Source organism: Rhizobium sp. TBD182, assembly GCF_001950375.1.
In the GTDB taxonomy this organism is placed as follows: Bacteria; Pseudomonadota; Alphaproteobacteria; order Rhizobiales; family Rhizobiaceae; genus Agrobacterium; species Agrobacterium tumefaciens.
In genome coordinates, this window is record NZ_BDLN01000001.1 from 1,658,915 (window position 1) to 1,673,392 (window position 14,478).

General features: G+C 58.6%; 17 protein-coding genes. 7 read left to right on the forward strand and 10 right to left on the reverse strand.

Annotated features, from left to right (window positions below):
• Positions 1-125: 125 nt before the first annotated feature.
• The 8 genes from T18_RS08330 to T18_RS08365 all read right to left on the reverse strand — a co-directional run bounded on the left by T18_RS08330 (position 126) and on the right by T18_RS08365 (position 7,488).
• Positions 126-1,115, reverse strand: a complete 990-nt coding sequence (locus tag T18_RS08330; protein ID WP_019564530.1) for an Ldh family oxidoreductase — start codon at positions 1,113-1,115, stop codon at positions 126-128.
• Between the two features lie 186 nt (positions 1,116-1,301).
• Positions 1,302-2,228, reverse strand: a complete 927-nt coding sequence (locus T18_RS08335; protein WP_038489418.1) for a TonB family protein — start codon at positions 2,226-2,228, stop codon at positions 1,302-1,304.
• On the reverse strand, positions 2,225-2,710 hold the full coding sequence (gene exbD / locus T18_RS08340) for a TonB system transport protein ExbD (protein WP_038489415.1): 486 nt from the start codon (positions 2,708-2,710) through the stop codon (positions 2,225-2,227). The genes T18_RS08335 and exbD overlap by 4 nt, the downstream gene beginning before the upstream one ends.
• A gap of 6 nt (positions 2,711-2,716) precedes the next feature.
• On the reverse strand, positions 2,717-3,880 hold the full coding sequence (gene exbB / locus T18_RS08345) for a tonB-system energizer ExbB (protein WP_038489411.1): 1,164 nt from the start codon (positions 3,878-3,880) through the stop codon (positions 2,717-2,719).
• Positions 3,881-4,073: 193 nt separating this feature from the next.
• Positions 4,074-4,811 (reverse strand): histidine utilization repressor, encoded by a 738-nt coding sequence (gene hutC, locus T18_RS08350; protein ID WP_019564534.1) that lies wholly within the window; start codon positions 4,809-4,811, stop codon positions 4,074-4,076.
• A gap of 35 nt (positions 4,812-4,846) precedes the next feature.
• Positions 4,847-5,632, reverse strand: coding sequence for an ABC transporter ATP-binding protein (locus T18_RS08355; protein WP_013635262.1), 786 nt, complete (start codon positions 5,630-5,632; stop codon positions 4,847-4,849).
• On the reverse strand, positions 5,632-6,405 hold the full coding sequence (locus T18_RS08360) for an ABC transporter permease (RefSeq protein WP_003514452.1): 774 nt from the start codon (positions 6,403-6,405) through the stop codon (positions 5,632-5,634). The genes T18_RS08355 and T18_RS08360 overlap by 1 nt, the downstream gene beginning before the upstream one ends.
• A gap of 141 nt (positions 6,406-6,546) precedes the next feature.
• On the reverse strand, positions 6,547-7,488 hold the full coding sequence (locus tag T18_RS08365) for an ABC transporter substrate-binding protein (RefSeq protein ID WP_003514451.1): 942 nt from the start codon (positions 7,486-7,488) through the stop codon (positions 6,547-6,549).
• Between the two features lie 205 nt (positions 7,489-7,693).
• On the opposite strand from T18_RS08365, the gene T18_RS08370 reads away from it, so the two are divergent.
• On the forward strand, positions 7,694-8,404 hold the full coding sequence (locus T18_RS08370; RefSeq protein WP_038489408.1) for a YoaK family protein: 711 nt from the start codon (positions 7,694-7,696) through the stop codon (positions 8,402-8,404).
• 12 nt (positions 8,405-8,416) lie between these two features.
• On the opposite strand, the gene T18_RS08375 is transcribed toward T18_RS08370, so the two are convergent.
• Positions 8,417-8,935: a hypothetical protein gene (locus T18_RS08375; RefSeq protein ID WP_046205505.1), complete on the reverse strand. Its 519-nt coding sequence runs from the start codon at positions 8,933-8,935 to the stop codon at positions 8,417-8,419.
• A gap of 77 nt (positions 8,936-9,012) precedes the next feature.
• Here T18_RS08375 and T18_RS08380 point away from each other — a divergent pair, with 77 nt between their 5' ends.
• A complete protein-coding gene (locus T18_RS08380) occupies positions 9,013-9,651 on the forward strand; it encodes a trimeric intracellular cation channel family protein (RefSeq protein ID WP_003514444.1) in 639 nt (212 codons plus the stop codon).
• Between the two features lie 72 nt (positions 9,652-9,723).
• Here T18_RS08380 and irrA read toward each other — a convergent pair whose 3' ends face one another.
• Positions 9,724-10,143, reverse strand: coding sequence for an iron response transcriptional regulator IrrA (gene irrA / locus T18_RS08385; protein WP_003507276.1), 420 nt, complete (start codon positions 10,141-10,143; stop codon positions 9,724-9,726).
• A 316-nt stretch (positions 10,144-10,459) separates the two neighbouring features.
• On the opposite strand from irrA, the gene fabA reads away from it, so the two are divergent.
• The 5 genes from fabA to T18_RS08415 all read left to right on the forward strand — a co-directional run bounded on the left by fabA (position 10,460) and on the right by T18_RS08415 (position 14,462).
• Positions 10,460-10,975 carry a 3-hydroxyacyl-[acyl-carrier-protein] dehydratase FabA gene (fabA, locus tag T18_RS08395; RefSeq protein ID WP_003514441.1) on the forward strand — a complete coding sequence of 172 codons (516 nt, stop codon included), beginning with the start codon at positions 10,460-10,462 and terminating at the stop codon, positions 10,973-10,975.
• A 75-nt stretch (positions 10,976-11,050) separates the two neighbouring features.
• Positions 11,051-12,274: a beta-ketoacyl-ACP synthase I gene (gene fabB / locus T18_RS08400; protein ID WP_003514438.1), complete on the forward strand. Its 1,224-nt coding sequence runs from the start codon at positions 11,051-11,053 to the stop codon at positions 12,272-12,274.
• Positions 12,275-12,279: 5 nt separating this feature from the next.
• Entirely contained in the window at positions 12,280-13,086 is an 807-nt protein-coding gene (gene fabI, locus T18_RS08405) for an enoyl-ACP reductase FabI (RefSeq protein WP_003514436.1), read from the forward strand.
• A gap of 189 nt (positions 13,087-13,275) precedes the next feature.
• The gene (locus tag T18_RS08410; protein WP_038489405.1) at positions 13,276-13,872 is read left to right on the forward strand and encodes a TadE/TadG family type IV pilus assembly protein; all 597 of its coding nucleotides are present in this window, start codon (positions 13,276-13,278) and stop codon (positions 13,870-13,872) included.
• Positions 13,869-14,462 (forward strand): TadE/TadG family type IV pilus assembly protein, encoded by a 594-nt coding sequence (locus T18_RS08415; RefSeq protein ID WP_003514432.1) that lies wholly within the window; start codon positions 13,869-13,871, stop codon positions 14,460-14,462. Before T18_RS08410 ends, T18_RS08415 begins: the two co-directional genes overlap by 4 nt.
• Positions 14,463-14,478 lie beyond the last annotated feature (16 nt).

Here is a 14,478-nt window from a genome sequence, read left to right on the forward strand (position 1 = left end):
TGGCGGGACGGCGGACCAAAAGGCCGGTCGGAAATGATTTCCGGCCTATCGGCGCAACTGCAAGGCAGCCATACACGGTTTACCCGGCGGACTTTCCGGTCCGCCGGGTTTTCATTTTCAGTTCCTCACAGCGACTGAATCTCGGCAAGAATATCGCTTTCGACGATGATACCGCTTTCCAGCGCCTGCCTTCGAATGCCCTGGCTTCGCCGACCGGGCAAACGCACGTTTTCCTGCTTCTCTATCTCTCCGGCGATAAGCGCCAGTCGCTCGGTAAAGGCCGCACCGCCCGACGATACGGGGTCTATGGCGATGATCGTGTGGCCGAGAGAGGGTGGCGCACCCTTGTCGTCCAGAAGGGAAGAGGCCTCGAAGGCGAAGCTTCCACCGGTGAGCGCGGCGGCCATGATCTCCACCATAAGCGCCAAGGCAGCCCCCTTGGCCTCGCCCGCAGGCACCATCGTTCCGGCTAGGGCTTCTTCGGGATCGGTCGTGGGCCGGCCATTCGTATCAAGCGCCCAGTCGCCCGGAATGGTTTCGCCCTTCTGGCGGGCTGCCATGATCTTTCCGCGCGCAACCTTGGAAAGCGCCAGATCGATCACCAGCGGATCTGCCTCGCCAACAGGGCTGGCGAACGCAATCGGATTGGTGCCATAGAGCGGTTTGGTGCCACCCCAAGGCGCCATGGATGCAGGAGCATTGGCGAACATCAGCGCCACGAGGCCCATTTCCGCGAAACGCTCGACTGTAAGTGCCATGACGCCTGCATGATGGGAGCGATGGATCGCGGCAAGCGCGATGCCCTGCTGCCGGGCCATGTCCGGCAACTCGTCTACGGCGCAGTCGATCGCGGGATAGGCGTAACCGTTGTTAGCGTCGATTGAAAGCACACCCGGTTTGACACGACTTGCCACCGGCCGCGCATTGCCATTGACCTTGCCAACCCGCGCCTGACGGACATAAACGGGGATACGCCGAAAACCGTGGCCGCCCTGGCCTGCAGCCTCGGATGCCACGAGCGCCTTCGCCACGGAGCGGGCGTTTTGCGGCAGAACGCCGTTACGCTCAAAGATAGAGGATACGAGATCCTCCGCCTCTGCGATTGAGAATTTCATTCCGGAATGCCTCTGCGTGTTAAGTCGACAAGACCTACACCATCGAAAACATTCGCGAAATGCAATTCAGGCCCAAATGGATATCTTATCGAGAATACCGGTCGGGCACGCATTCGCCCTTCGGCAGGGCGTCATGCCAGGCAAGAGCTTATTCCAGCAGAACCGCGACGTGGCCTTGGAATTGATCTAGCGGATGCTGATCGGCAAGGTGATTGTCTTATTTGCATCCGGTGGCGGCGCGGGCACGGGTGACGCGCTCTGGATCCAGGCCGCAATCTGCTGGTCGATGGAGGAATCACCAGTGGACTGCACCACACTGACACCGCTGATGGCGCCTGTATCGTTAACCCGGAACCGCACGGTCGCTGTCATCGCATCGCTGCGAAGCGAGCGGGGCTTACGCCTCTGGATATGCGAGCGAACCTTCGATCCCCATTTTGCCGGCGAGGCGGAGGATGAAGAGAAGAAACCGGCATTGTTGCGCGATGCCGCCGTCCGGTCGGATTGCTGTGTCTCGGCCTTGGCCGTTTCGCGCAGTTCCGATGCCTGTTGCGGTTTGGGGCGCTGGCGCTCGACCTTCTTCTTGTCGTCCGTTTCTTTCTTCTCCACCTTCTTTTCGACCGGCGGCGGCGGTGGCCGGATGACGGGCAAGGGAACCTCGACATTTTCGAGTTCCGCCATCATCTGTTCCTGCACGGGATCGATCGGCTCCACCGGTTCGGGAATTTCCTGCGGTTCGACGATCTCCTCGACCGGCGGTTCCGGCGGCTGCACGGGTTCCGGCGGCGGCGTTTCCACAACCGGCTCAGGCGGCGGCGGCTCCTCCGGGGTGACTTCCTCTACCGGCTGGCTGTTGTCGCTCTTTACCTCTTCGGCATCTTCAACGTCCTGCGCAGGCGTCGTTTCCTCGGTGTTGACGGCTTCCGGTATGGCCGCCATTTCGATCATGATTGCGGCAGGCGGCGGCCCGCCGGCATCCAGTTCCTCTGGTTCCTGCATCAGGTAATAGGCAAAACCCGCATGAACGCCCAGCATGAGCAGTGCTGCGGCGGACCACAACGCCGCTTCCCCTAGGCGGGAATGTCGGGACTGCGGGTAGCCGTTTTCAGTCATGGCGCGGTTCCTGGAACTGAAGGCGCGGCGGGCGGAACGGCACCGGCTGGCTGCGTTGCCGCAGCGGCATTTTCCAGCCCTACCAGAGCGATTTTCAGATATCCGGCATCGCGAAGCAGGTTCATGATTTCCATGAAGTGGCCATAGTCGACGGCTTTGTCGGCGCGCAGGAAAATTCGCGTATCTTTCTTGCCGCTCGTCTGCCGGTCGATCGCCGCTGCCAGGGCTTCGCGGGCAACCGCATCATTGCCGAGATTGAGCGACAGATCATCCTTGACGGTCAGATAAAGCGGCTCTTCCGGGCGCTCCGCCGGCTTGGCGGTGGATGCGGGCAGATCGACATTCACATCCACGGTCGCCAGCGGTGCAGCAACCATGAAGATGATGAGCAGAACCAACATCACGTCGATGAAAGGCGTGACGTTGATTTCGTGGTTTTCGGAGAGATCGTCTCCGCTATTTTCGCGAATACCGCCAGCCATGACCGATCACCGCCCAACCAACGACACTGCGGGCTTGCTGCTGCTGCCCGGCGGAATGCGGCGGAAATCGAGGTCACGGCTGACGAGGCGTTCCACGCCGGCTGCGGCATCCGCCAGCAAATGCCGGTATCCCGTGATCGAGCGGGCGAAGACGTTGTAGATCACCACCGCTGGAATAGCAGCAACAAGGCCGATTGCCGTGGCAAGCAGCGCCTCGGCAATGCCGGGTGCCACGACGGCGAGATTGGTGGTCTGCGATTCCGAGATGCTGATGAAGGAATTCATGATGCCCCAGACGGTACCGAACAGACCGACAAAGGGAGCGGTGGAGCCGATGGTCGCCAAGGCGCCCGTTCCGCGCGACATGCGGCGACCGGCGTGGGTTTCAATGCGTGACAGGGCCGAGGAGACACGCTCCTTGATCCCGCCGCCGTCGGTGTGTTCGACCACCGCGTCGGAAAGCTGCATTTCGTGAGTTGCCATGCGCAACATCAGCGCTGCCGGCCCGCCCTTCTTTTCGACGGCCTCAGTCGCCTCGTTCAGGGTTTTCGCCCTGCGAATAACCTTTAGTGTCGCACCGGCGCGCACCCGTGCACCGGCAAGCTCGATAGACTTCGCCACCCAGACCGTCCAGGTGACGAGCGATGCAAAAGCGAGACCGATCATCACGCCCTTCACGACCCAGTCTGCCGCCATGAACATGCCCCAGGGAGACAGGTTGTGCGGGATATCAGCACGATGTCCGGCACTTGCGGGTTCGGCGACTACCGGTTCAACCGGGGTGGAGACCTCGTTCGGCGCTGCCGTACCGTTCGTCGGAGCGGGTTGCTCCGTCTGTGTCGGCTGCGGTGAAACACCTTCGGCTGCCGGCGTGGGATTACTTGCGGCGGGCGCAGGCTGGGCCGGCGCGGGCTGTGTGGGCGCGGCAGCGGAAGGCGGCACAGGCTGGACTGCCGGAGCGCTCGGCGTCTCAGCCGGCGACTGCGCGGGCTGCATCGTTTCCGTTGCCGGTGCAGGTGCTGGTTGGATCTGGGTCTCGGATGCCGACTGAGCAAAAACCGCTCCGGCACTCAAGCCGGCCAGCAAAGTGACCGTCATGGCAAGTGAGATATGCCGTGTTTTGTTTGCTCTGGTGAAGCACGCGGAAGAAGTTGAGGTCTCAGCTGACATAATTTTTATCCCGGATTTCCGTCGATGAACTCATCCGCAGATTGACCGGTTCATTAAAACCGGGGCCATGAACGGATGCCGTCGTGAAAGCTTGACGTTCCGATAATAAACCTGAGTTCTTTTGACAACTATTATATTGCCAAAAGACGACCCGTAAACTCTTCTTTACAAAAAATTGACCGACCTGCGGTCTTCAGGTGTTTTGCGAAGGCGAAAACTGCGCCACCAGCGCGTGTCGGTCGCCGGGATAGGTGACCCGAACACTGGTGACATAATCCGCTCCGTGCCAGGTGCGGCGGTGGATGACCAGACACGCCGCACCGGAAGCAATGCCGAGCGCGGTCGCATTTTTGCGATCAGCGGAAACTGCGCTGATGCGATGTTCCGCGGCACTCCAGGGAACCATTTTCAGCAGCCAAGTGCCCGGCCCGATCTGTGAAAAATCCGCTGCCTCAGCCTCCGGAACGGCGGTGACATTGATGATGCGTTCCTCGAGGCAAAAGGGAACGCCGCCGGCAAAATGCGTGCAGGTGAGTTCCAGAACTGAGGCATCCGCGGCAAGCGCCATGGCCGCGCCGTCTTCTTCCCCCGCAGGGCGCAGTCGCCGTCTGTCGAGACGGTAACCGTAAACGAGGCCGAGGGCCTGCACCTCCCGCTCGATATCGTGGATTTCCAGCACGGCCGATTGCGCATGGGGCTGGCGAACGAAAGTGCCGAGACGCCGGCGGCGCTCGATAAGGCCGCGCTGCACCAGTTCGCCGAGCGCCTTGTTCACCGTCATGCGCGAGCAGGCATATTGCCGGGTCATCTCGTGTTCGTAGGGAATACGGTACCCCGGCGGCCACTCGCCCGACATGATGTGGCGCTCGACATCGTTGCGGATGCGCTCGTGCAGTGATTTTTCCTGAAGATCGGCGCCTGTACTCCTCATACCGATGCTTCCTTCCTCCCGGTTCTATGGATCAACTATCCATGGGCAGCGGCGGCAATCGCCTCGCTGCGAATTTCCTCCGTCAACTTGGCGCGTAGCTGCGAAAACTCCGGGCTGGCCTTGACGGTGTAGTGACGCGGATGCGGCAGGTCGACCGGCATGATCGACTTGATGCGCCCCGGCCGCGCTGACATCGTCACAACCCGCGACGCCATGAACACCGCCTCCTCGATGTCATGCGTCACAAAAATGACGGTCTTCTGCTCGCGCTCCCATATGCCGAGCAGCAATTCCTGCATCAGCCCGCGCGTCTGGTTGTCGAGTGCGCCGAAAGGCTCGTCGAGCAGCAGGATCTTCGGGCCGTTTGCCAGAGCGCGCGCGATGGCTGTTCTCTGCTGCATGCCGCCGGACAGCTGTTTCGGCCAATGGTTCTCGAAGCCGCGCAGGCCAACCTTGTCGATATAGCTGTCGACGATCTCCCATTTTTCCTTCTCGGCCACACCACGCTCGCGCAGACCGAAGGCGACATTTTCCCGGATCGTTAGCCACGGAAACAGCGTGTAGGACTGGAACACCATGCCGCGATCCGCCCCCGGCCCTGTCACTGCCCGGCCGGACAAAAGGACTTCACCCGTCGTTGGACGGTCAAGACCGGCGATGATGCGCAGCAAGGTCGACTTTCCGCATCCGGACGGGCCGAGAATGGTGACGAAATCGTTGCGGGAGATTTCCAGATCCGTGGGCTGCAAGGCCAGCGTTGGCTGGCCGCCCTGAACGCCGGGGAAAGTGCGGCTGACGCCCTTGATAACGAGTTCGCTCATCAGGCAAGCCTCCAGGCGAAAAGCTTCCGGTTCAGCGATTTGAACGCGAAGTCAGAAATAAGTCCGATGACACCGATGACGATGATGCCGAAGATGATTTGCCCGGTCGCCATCAGCGCCTGGCTGTTGATGATCATATAGCCGATGCCCGACGACGCGCCGATCAACTCGGCAACAATCACATAGGTCCAGGCCCAGCCGAGGACGAGACGGAGAATTTCCGCAATATCGGGCGCATTGGCGGGAATGAGAACGCGGCGGACCACGCCCCGGTCTTTTGCGCCAAGTGTATAGGCAGCCTCCACCAGATCGCGTCTTGTGCCGGCAACCGCCACGGCAACCATGAGAATGATCTGGAAAACTGCGCCGATGAAGATCACCAGCAGCTTCTGCATCTCGCCGATGCCGGCCCAGAGAATAAGCAGCGGCACGAAGGCAGAAGCCGGAAGATAGCGCGCGAAGGAGACGAAGGGTTCAAGCAGCGCCTCGACCGGCTTGTAAGCGCCCATGGCGATGCCGACTGGTACGGCAACGAGCGAGGCCAGCACGAAGCCGCCGACAACACGCCAGATCGTCATTCCGATATCGCTGGCAAATCCCTGATCGGTCAGCAGATAGATGCCGTCCTTCAGCATAGTGATCGGGTCAGCCAGAAAGGTCGGCGATACGAAACCGCCGAGCGTGGCAAAGCCCCAGGCGGAGAAAAAAAGCACGAAGAACAGAATGCCGAGAAAAATCCGCGTGCTGTTCTTTATGGGTTGAAGAGGTTGCATTCTGTCGCCTGTCCGGAAAACGGGCGCGGCACTCTATCGCCGCACCATCTTGGCGCCGTGCGTCGTCCATGACGCACAGGCGCTGTAAGGCTTCTCACTGGCTGCAATAATCCCCGAAGGAAAAGCAGCAGTTTGCTTCTGTTACTTGATGAAGGACGTGTCCGCGAGTGTCGAAAGATCGGGTTTCGATTTTATCACGCCGATTTCCAGAAGCAGATCAGCCGATTTTTCGGAGAATGTCTTGAATTCACCGTCGAAGAACTTCTGGTTGGCGGCCTTGTCCTGCCATTCCAGGAATTTCGCCGAAGCTGCGAATGCCTCGCCGGTCTGTTTTACGTCCGCTCCCATGGTCTCATAGGATTTTGCAGGGTCCGTCTTGATGAGCTCGAGCGCCTGGAAATAGCTGTCCGCAAGGGCTTTTGCCGCCTGCGGATTGGCCTTCAAGAAATCCGGCGTGCAGCCAAACGTGTCCATGACGGCGGGATAATCCAGCGTCGTCGCAAGGATTTTCCCCTTGTCCGGTGCGGCGCGCACTGTGGACAGATAAGGCTCATAGGTCATGGCGGCTTCATTCTGGCCGGCGACGAATGCCTGCGCGGCCGGTCCCGGCTCGAGGTTGACGACCTTCACGTCCTTCAGGGTCAGGCCGTTTTCCTTCAGTATCCAGGCAAGGAAGAAATAGGGGGATGTGCCCGGTGCAGAAGCGGCAACCGTCTTGCCTTTGAGGTCCGACACCTTTGCAACATCACTGCGCACCGCAATGCCGTCGGCTCCGTGCGACTTGTCCATCTGGAAAATCTGGGTGGACTTCACGCCGTTGGCATTCCACGCGATCCATGTTTCGACCGTGGTGGCGGCGCACTGGATGTCACCGGAAGCAAGCGCCAGATGCCGGCTTGCCTGCGGAATCTTCTTGATATCGACCTTGAGGCCATTCTTTTCGAAAATGCCAGCCTGCTTGGCAAGCGTCAGTGGCGCAAAGCCGGTCCAGCCGGACATGCCTATTGTAACCGATGTTTCGGCATAGGCGGAAGCAGATGAAACAAGCGTCGCGATTGCTGCGATAACCCATGTCTTTTTCATGATCGGAACCCCTTTTGATTTCTTTTTGTGCGATATTTTTTTCGCTTTATTTGAGGCATGCTAGGCAGGGATTTTACATTTGTCTAGACAAAATAGAGGCGCTCAAACGCTTCCAGAAAGATTGCAAACAAGCCGCCCGGCATTCTAGACATAGGATAGCACAGCCCGGCGCATCGGCCCGCTGTTTTCCATATCGAGCTTTTCCATGACCAGACAGAGACGCCGTAACATCATCAGGGCAAGGCGCACCGGCACCGGCATTGCGCTCGTCGCCGCCATTTCATTCATCGCCGGAATGACAGATGCGGTGGGTCTTCATCTTTCCGGCGATTTCGTTTCCTTCATGACCGGCAACACCACCCGCGCGGCCATTTCGGTGGAAGCTGGCGTTTATTCCCATGCGGCGAAACTACTCTTCGCGATCATCGCTTTCGTGGCGGGCAACGCTGGCGGTATCGTGGTCGCGCATAAATTCGACCGGAGTATCTTTGCCGTTCTCATGGCCGTCGGGTCGCTGGTGGCGATTGCCGCATTGCTGCGCGGCGATGCTTCCGCCCTGGCGCAGTTTTATCTTGTCGTTTTCGCCATGGGGATGGTCAACGCTGCCGTCGAACATATTGAGGGGCTGCCTATTGGCCTCACCTACGTGACCGGCGCCCTTTCCCGTTTTGGCCGTGGCATCGGTCGCTATCTTCTGGGGGAGCGAAGCCTCGATTGGGGCATCCAGATCGTGCCCTGGCTCGGTATGATAAGCGGCGCAATCTGCGGGGCGGTGTTGGGCGCCACGCTGCAGTACGATGCCCTGTGGGTGGTTGCGGCAACCGTTTTTGCGGTCGCCATCGCCACACTCGTCATTCCGCGTTCGCTTCGCCACCGCTATAACCAAAGGGTCCGGATCAGGCGCATCGCGCCCTGACGGACTGCGTCGTCACTTGCGTGAGATGGTGACGAATTTTGTGCCGCGCACCCGCACCGTCATCAGGCAGGCTTCCTTGTCGGTTCGATCGCAATAACGCGGGTGCATCTTCAGTACGAAGACCATGTTGCCGAAACGTTTGATGAAATCGTAGCCGTAAATCCGGGCCGTCGCGATCATCAGATATCCGCCCTCTTTGACCTGGACGTAAAAATTGTAAGGGCAACCTTCGTCATCGCAGCTGCGGCCTTTTTCGCCATCGCAATCCAGCACGCCGTGATTGACGACGGCATCCATCAGGCCATCATTGTTGATATCCAGTCTGGTGATGAAATCATCGCCGAAGCCAGCCGTCTTGCACTCCTTGCGGAAATGATCCTTTTCATAGATCTCGGGATCGTTCACCAGCTGCTGCTGTGCCGCCAGCGCGACCGGAAACATCAAGAGGACCAGCGCCTGAAGAGTGGCAACGATAGCGATTCGCACGGCATTTTCCTTTGCATCCGTTTCGTTTATGGATGTTGCGATCATCCGGGCGGCCAGCCTAGAGTTCCGTGCTTGCGCGACACTGACGCAAACGCATCCAAATTTCCGGGGGGACCTTTTCCATGACACTGCTGGGTTTTCTCGATTATGCCGGCGTTGCCGTGTTTGCCGCAACCGGCGCATTGGCCGCCTCACGCAAGCAGCTCGACCTGATCGGCTTCCTGTTTTTCGCCGCCGCGACCGGGATCGGCGGCGGCACGGTGCGCGATCTCGTGCTGGGCAGGGCGCCCGTGTTCTGGGTGTTGAACCCGACCTATATTCTGGTCTGCGTATCGGTTGCGGTTCTGCTTTTCTTCACCGCCTACCTGTTCGAATCCCGGTATCGGGTGCTCATCTGGCTCGATGCCGTCGGCCTCTCAGCCTATTGCGTCATGGGAGCCGCCAAGGGTCTGGCTGCAAGCGGCTCCGCAACCGTGGCGATCGTGACAGGCGTTTTGACAGCGACGTTCGGCGGCGTATTGCGCGATGTTCTCGCGGGAGAACCCTCCGTGCTGCTGCGCCCGGAAATCTACATCACCTGCGCGCTTTTGGGGGCCTCCATCTTCACCGGCGCTTATTTCCTCGGCGCGCCGCTTTATGTCGCGTCGGGCATCGGCGTATTGACGGCTTTCGGTGTCCGGTCCGGAGCGTTGATCTTCGGATGGACCTTTCCGCCCTACAAGGGCAAGCCCGGCAGACGGCCCGAAGATATATTGAAGTGAGGCGGCGAAGGCTGCCTGAAACAAAAATGGCGCCCACAGGCGCCATGTTTTTTTGTTTATCAAGCCGAAGCTTCAACCGCGCTTGCGACGCAGGCGAATGACCACGTCCACATGGGCGATTTCCATGCCTTCGGGCGCCTCTGGCAGATTGTCGATCTGGAGATTGTTGACGGGAATGTCGAGAACCTCGTTCTCTCCTTCCACGAAGAAGTGATGGTGGTCGGACACGTTGGTGTCGAAATAGGTGCGCGCACCTTCGACGGCCAGAACGCGGATCAGGCCGGCTTCGGTAAACTGATGCAGCGTGTTGTATACCGTCGCGAGAGAAACGGGCACGCCGGCGGTCACCGCCTCGTCATGCAGCTCCTCGACAGTCAGGTGGCGATCACCCTTTGCGAAAAGAAGATCGCCCAAAGCAACGCGCTGGCGCGTGGGCCGCAGCCCCGAGCGCCGCAGCCTCGTCCCGATATCCAATGTGGCGTCAAATGCCATGCAATCCCATTCCAAACACAGGGGTGAAACCCATCAATTGCAATAGCATATATCTTTTGCGGTGTATGCTTTCAATAGTTTCAGCGTCGCCGAGTGTCGCAAATGGCTGCAAACCGGCCATTCTTGCAAATTTCCTCTGGTTCCTGCCGGATGGTTCCTGTATGCGGACGGCATATTGAGGTAATGACTTCTCTAAAGAAGGTTCGAAGACAAAGAATGGGGGCATAATGGCCTCTGCCCTTGCAGCGCTTCATTTTGAACCTAACTTGCTCTAGTGAAGTCGATAAACACCAGTGATTGAGGAAGTGAAAGCGGTATGGCAACGAGGCAATCAAGTTACAATTACGAGGAGATCCTTTCCTGCGGACGCGGCGAATTGTTCGGCCCGGGAAATGCCCAGCTTCCGTTGCCTCCCATGCTCATGGTTCACCGCATCACCGAAATTTCCGAAACCGGCGGCGCGTTCGACAAGGGTTTCATCCGCGCTGAATACGATGTCAGCCCAGACGACTGGTATTTCCCCTGCCATTTCCAGGGCAACCCGATCATGCCGGGTTGCCTCGGCCTTGACGGCATGTGGCAGCTGACCGGCTTCTTCCTCGGCTGGCTGGGCGAAGAAGGCCGCGGCATGGCGCTCTCCACCGGCGAAGTCAAGTTCAAGGGCATGGTTCGCCCGGAGACGAAGCTCCTCCAGTACGGCATAGATTTCAAGCGTGTGATGCGCGGACGTCTCGTTCTGGGTACCGCAGACGGATGGCTAAAGGCAGACGGCGAAACCATTTATCAAGCGACGGACCTTCGTGTGGGGCTGTCGAAGGAAAAGACCGCCTGAAGCGGACGGAATAGTCCTGGCAAACGCCGGGCGGCTTCGGTCGTCCAGCCGAAATCTTAAGAAAAGGTCCATTTCATGAGACGAGTTGTTGTCACCGGCCTCGGCATTGTTTCTTCCATCGGTGGTGATGCCGCCGAAGTCACCGCATCCCTGCGCGACGCCAAATCCGGCATTTCATTTTCACCGGATTTTGCTGAACACGGTTTCAAGTGCCAGGTATGGGGCAAGCCGTCTCTCGATCCGACCGAACTGGTCGACCGTCGCGCCATGCGCTTCCTTTCGCAGGGCGGCGCATGGAACCACGTTGCCATGAAGCAGGCGATTGCCGATTCCGGTCTCGAGGAAAGCGACATCAGCGGCAACGAGCGCACCGGCATCATCATGGGTTCGGGCGGTCCTTCCACCCGCACCATCGTCGAAGCCGCCGATATCACGCTGAAGAACAACAGTCCGAAGCGTATTGGCCCGTTTGCCGTGCCGAAGGCCATGTCCTCGACCGCATCGGCTACACTTGCGACCTGGTTCAAGATCCACGGCGTCAACTATTCGATCTCTTCGGCCTGCTCCACATCGGCGCATTGCATCGGCAACGCCGCCGAGATGATCCAGTGGGGCAAGCAGGACGTGATGTTTGCTGGCGGCCATGAAGACCTCGATTGGTCCATGTCCAACCTCTTCGACGCCATGGGCGCGATGTCGTCCAAATATAACGAGACGCCAAACCTCGCTTCCCGCGCCTATGACGTCAACCGCGACGGTTTCGTCATCGCCGGCGGTGCTGGCGTACTGGTTCTTGAAGAGCTGGAACATGCAAAGGCGCGCGGCGCCAAGATTTACGCCGAGATCGTCGGTTATGGCGCAACCTCGGATGGTTACGACATGGTGGCTCCTTCCGGCGAGGGCGCGATCCGCTGCATGCGTCAGGCCCTTTCCACCGTCAAGGGCGATATCGACTACATCAACACCCACGGCACCTCGACGCCGGTGGGCGACAGCAAGGAAATCGGCGCGATCCGGGAAGTCTTCGGCGACAAGATCCCGCATATCCAGTCGACCAAGTCCCTCACCGGCCACTCGCTGGGCGCAGCAGGCGTTCAGGAATCGATCTACGGCCTGTTGATGATGCAGGAACGCTTCATCGGCGAGAGCGCGCATATTTCCGAACTCGATCCGGAATTTGCGGGCGTCCCGATTGTTCGCAGCCGCATCGACAATGCCAAGATCGACACGATCCTTTCCAATTCCTTCGGCTTCGGCGGCACCAACGCCACGCTGGTCTTCCAGCGTCATAACGGATAATTGCCATGAACGGCATCATGCAGGGTAAACGCGGCCTCATCATGGGCGTCGCAAACAATCACTCTATCGCCTGGGGTATCTCCAAGGCTCTTGCGGCGCAGGGCGCAGAGCTCGCCTTCACCTATCAGGGTGAGGCGCTCGGCAAGCGGGTAAAGCCGCTCGCCGCCGAGCTCGGATCCGACTTTATCGTGCCTTGCGATGTCGAGGATATCGCCTCGGTTGACGCGCTTTTTGCGGCAATCCGCGAAAAATGGGGTACGCTGGATTTCGTCGTGCACGCGATCGGCTTTTCCGACAAGAACGAGCTGAAGGGTCTTTACGCGGATACGACCCGCGAGAATTTCAGCCGCACTATGGTCATCTCCTGTTTCTCGTTCACGGAAATCGCCAAGCGTGCCGCCGAACTGATGACGAATGGCGGATCCATGCTGACGCTGACCTATAACGGTTCGCAGCGGGTCATCCCCAACTACAACGTCATGGGCGTTGCCAAGGCAGCTCTCGAAGCGTCCGTGCGTTATCTCGCTGCCGACTATGGCCCGCGCGATATTCGCGTCAACGCCATCTCGGCCGGACCGGTCCGCACACTGGCGGGCGCCGGCATTTCCGATGCGCGCGCAATCTATGCGTGGAACCAGAAAAACGCACCGCTGCGGCGAACAGCGGATATCGACGATATCGGCGGATCGGCTCTTTATCTGCTCTCCAACATGTCGCGCGGCGTTACCGGCGAGTGCCACTACGTGGATTGCGGCTACAATATCACCTCCACACCCACCCTTGAGGTTCTCTCAAAAGCGGATGCTGAATAAGCTATCCTTTTTCCAGTAAGTAAAAGCCCGGCGATATGCCGGGCTTTTTGCGTTTATAGCCTGTGCCATTTTTGCGAACTGATAAAGTATAACTCGTCGGGGTAACTGAATTTAAACACCGGCTGGTTATGGTCCGCAACAAATTCAACGGTTGCGCTTGCCGCATATTCTAAAGATCGACACCGACATATGCGACTGGCCAAATTGAAGCCATTGCTGGAAAAATTCGGGCTCTCGCGTGACGGGACAGCAGCCATCGAATTCGCGATCCTGGCGCTTCCCTATTTCCTCGTCGTCTTCGCGATCATCGAAACTTTCATCGCCTTGATGGCGGAGCAAGTGGTCGTCAATGCTACCGACACGATGGCGAGGCGTCTGCGCACCGGGCAGATCAGCAGTTCGATTTCCAAAGAGGATTTTCGCAAGAGTTTCTGCAACGAAGTTTCGGTGATTATCACCTGCTCGGATGATGAGATCAAAAAAGAACAGAAGCTTTATATCGACCTTCGCTCCTTCACCGCCTTCAAGGATATTCCAACTACGATACCCTTGAAAGCTAACGGCGAATATTACGATCTCGACACGGCGCAATTCGGCTTCAAGCCGGGTGGGCCGGACACGATCAACATGCTGCGCGTCTATTATCGCTGGCGTGTAGTCGCAGATATCATCCGACCATATCTTACCAAAATACGCCCAGCCGACGGGTCGATGCCGTCGCATTTCCTCATTGTCGCGACCGACGCTTTCATGAATGAGAAATACACCACGAGCGGGGGCTCATGATGGCAGGTCTTGTTTCCACCATCACGAACGGCCGACTTCGTTTCATCGCGCTCGTTGCACGCTTCGCAAGGGATCGCCGTGGCGTGGGTGCGGTAGAATTTGCAATCGTCTTCCCGATATTGCTTGCGCTTTATCTGACGTCCTTCGAACTCACCATCGGCTATAATACCTACAAGCGGGCAAGCAGCGCGTCCGCAACGATCAACGACCTGATCTCCAAAACAAATTCCGTCGACAAGGCTTATCTGACAAGCATGCAGGACGTAACGGCTGCCGTCTTTGCGCCCTACAGCACCAAGGGTCTGCAGCTGAAGATCAGCGGCATCAAGATCGACAAGCAGAAACAGGCGACTATCGCCTGGTCCTGGAACGAGAAAAACGCGCGGCCCTATGTGGTGGGATCGCCAGTCTCCGTTCCCACACGTTTGCTTGTAGCGGACAGTTTCCTCATCCACGTCGAGCTTTCCGTGCCGCATGAGTTGTTGATGTTCATGCCAGATATTTCTTCGTCCGGCGTAAGATCGATCACGATCGCACGCGATTATTTCTTCAAGCAGCGCGACGCTGAGATAACCTGCTCCAATTGCTGATGCGCCTCAGCGCTTT

What these genes read in the sequence shown, in the direction of transcription:
- T18_RS08355 (WP_013635262.1), bottom strand. Translation starts at nt 5,632, where the DNA reads ATGAGCGAACTCGTTATCAAGGGCGTCAGCCGCACTTTCCCCGGCGTT.
- fabI (WP_003514436.1), top strand. Translation starts at nt 12,280, where the DNA reads ATGAACGGCATCATGCAGGGTAAACGCGGCCTCATCATGGGCGTCGCA.
- T18_RS08365 (WP_003514451.1), bottom strand. Translation starts at nt 7,488, where the DNA reads ATGAAAAAGACATGGGTTATCGCAGCAATCGCGACGCTTGTTTCATCT.
- T18_RS08335 (WP_038489418.1), bottom strand. Translation starts at nt 2,228, where the DNA reads ATGACTGAAAACGGCTACCCGCAGTCCCGACATTCCCGCCTAGGGGAA.
- T18_RS08410 (WP_038489405.1), top strand. Translation starts at nt 13,276, where the DNA reads ATGCGACTGGCCAAATTGAAGCCATTGCTGGAAAAATTCGGGCTCTCG.
- T18_RS08375 (WP_046205505.1), bottom strand. Translation starts at nt 8,935, where the DNA reads ATGATCGCAACATCCATAAACGAAACGGATGCAAAGGAAAATGCCGTG.
- irrA (WP_003507276.1), bottom strand. Translation starts at nt 10,143, where the DNA reads ATGGCATTTGACGCCACATTGGATATCGGGACGAGGCTGCGGCGCTCG.
- fabA (WP_003514441.1), top strand. Translation starts at nt 10,460, where the DNA reads ATGGCAACGAGGCAATCAAGTTACAATTACGAGGAGATCCTTTCCTGC.
- hutC (WP_019564534.1), bottom strand. Translation starts at nt 4,811, where the DNA reads ATGAGGAGTACAGGCGCCGATCTTCAGGAAAAATCACTGCACGAGCGC.
- fabB (WP_003514438.1), top strand. Translation starts at nt 11,051, where the DNA reads ATGAGACGAGTTGTTGTCACCGGCCTCGGCATTGTTTCTTCCATCGGT.
- exbB (WP_038489411.1), bottom strand. Translation starts at nt 3,880, where the DNA reads ATGTCAGCTGAGACCTCAACTTCTTCCGCGTGCTTCACCAGAGCAAAC.
- T18_RS08330 (WP_019564530.1), bottom strand. Translation starts at nt 1,115, where the DNA reads ATGAAATTCTCAATCGCAGAGGCGGAGGATCTCGTATCCTCTATCTTT.
- T18_RS08415 (WP_003514432.1), top strand. Translation starts at nt 13,869, where the DNA reads ATGATGGCAGGTCTTGTTTCCACCATCACGAACGGCCGACTTCGTTTC.
- T18_RS08370 (WP_038489408.1), top strand. Translation starts at nt 7,694, where the DNA reads ATGACCAGACAGAGACGCCGTAACATCATCAGGGCAAGGCGCACCGGC.
- T18_RS08380 (WP_003514444.1), top strand. Translation starts at nt 9,013, where the DNA reads ATGACACTGCTGGGTTTTCTCGATTATGCCGGCGTTGCCGTGTTTGCC.
- exbD (WP_038489415.1), bottom strand. Translation starts at nt 2,710, where the DNA reads ATGGCTGGCGGTATTCGCGAAAATAGCGGAGACGATCTCTCCGAAAAC.
- T18_RS08360 (WP_003514452.1), bottom strand. Translation starts at nt 6,405, where the DNA reads ATGCAACCTCTTCAACCCATAAAGAACAGCACGCGGATTTTTCTCGGC.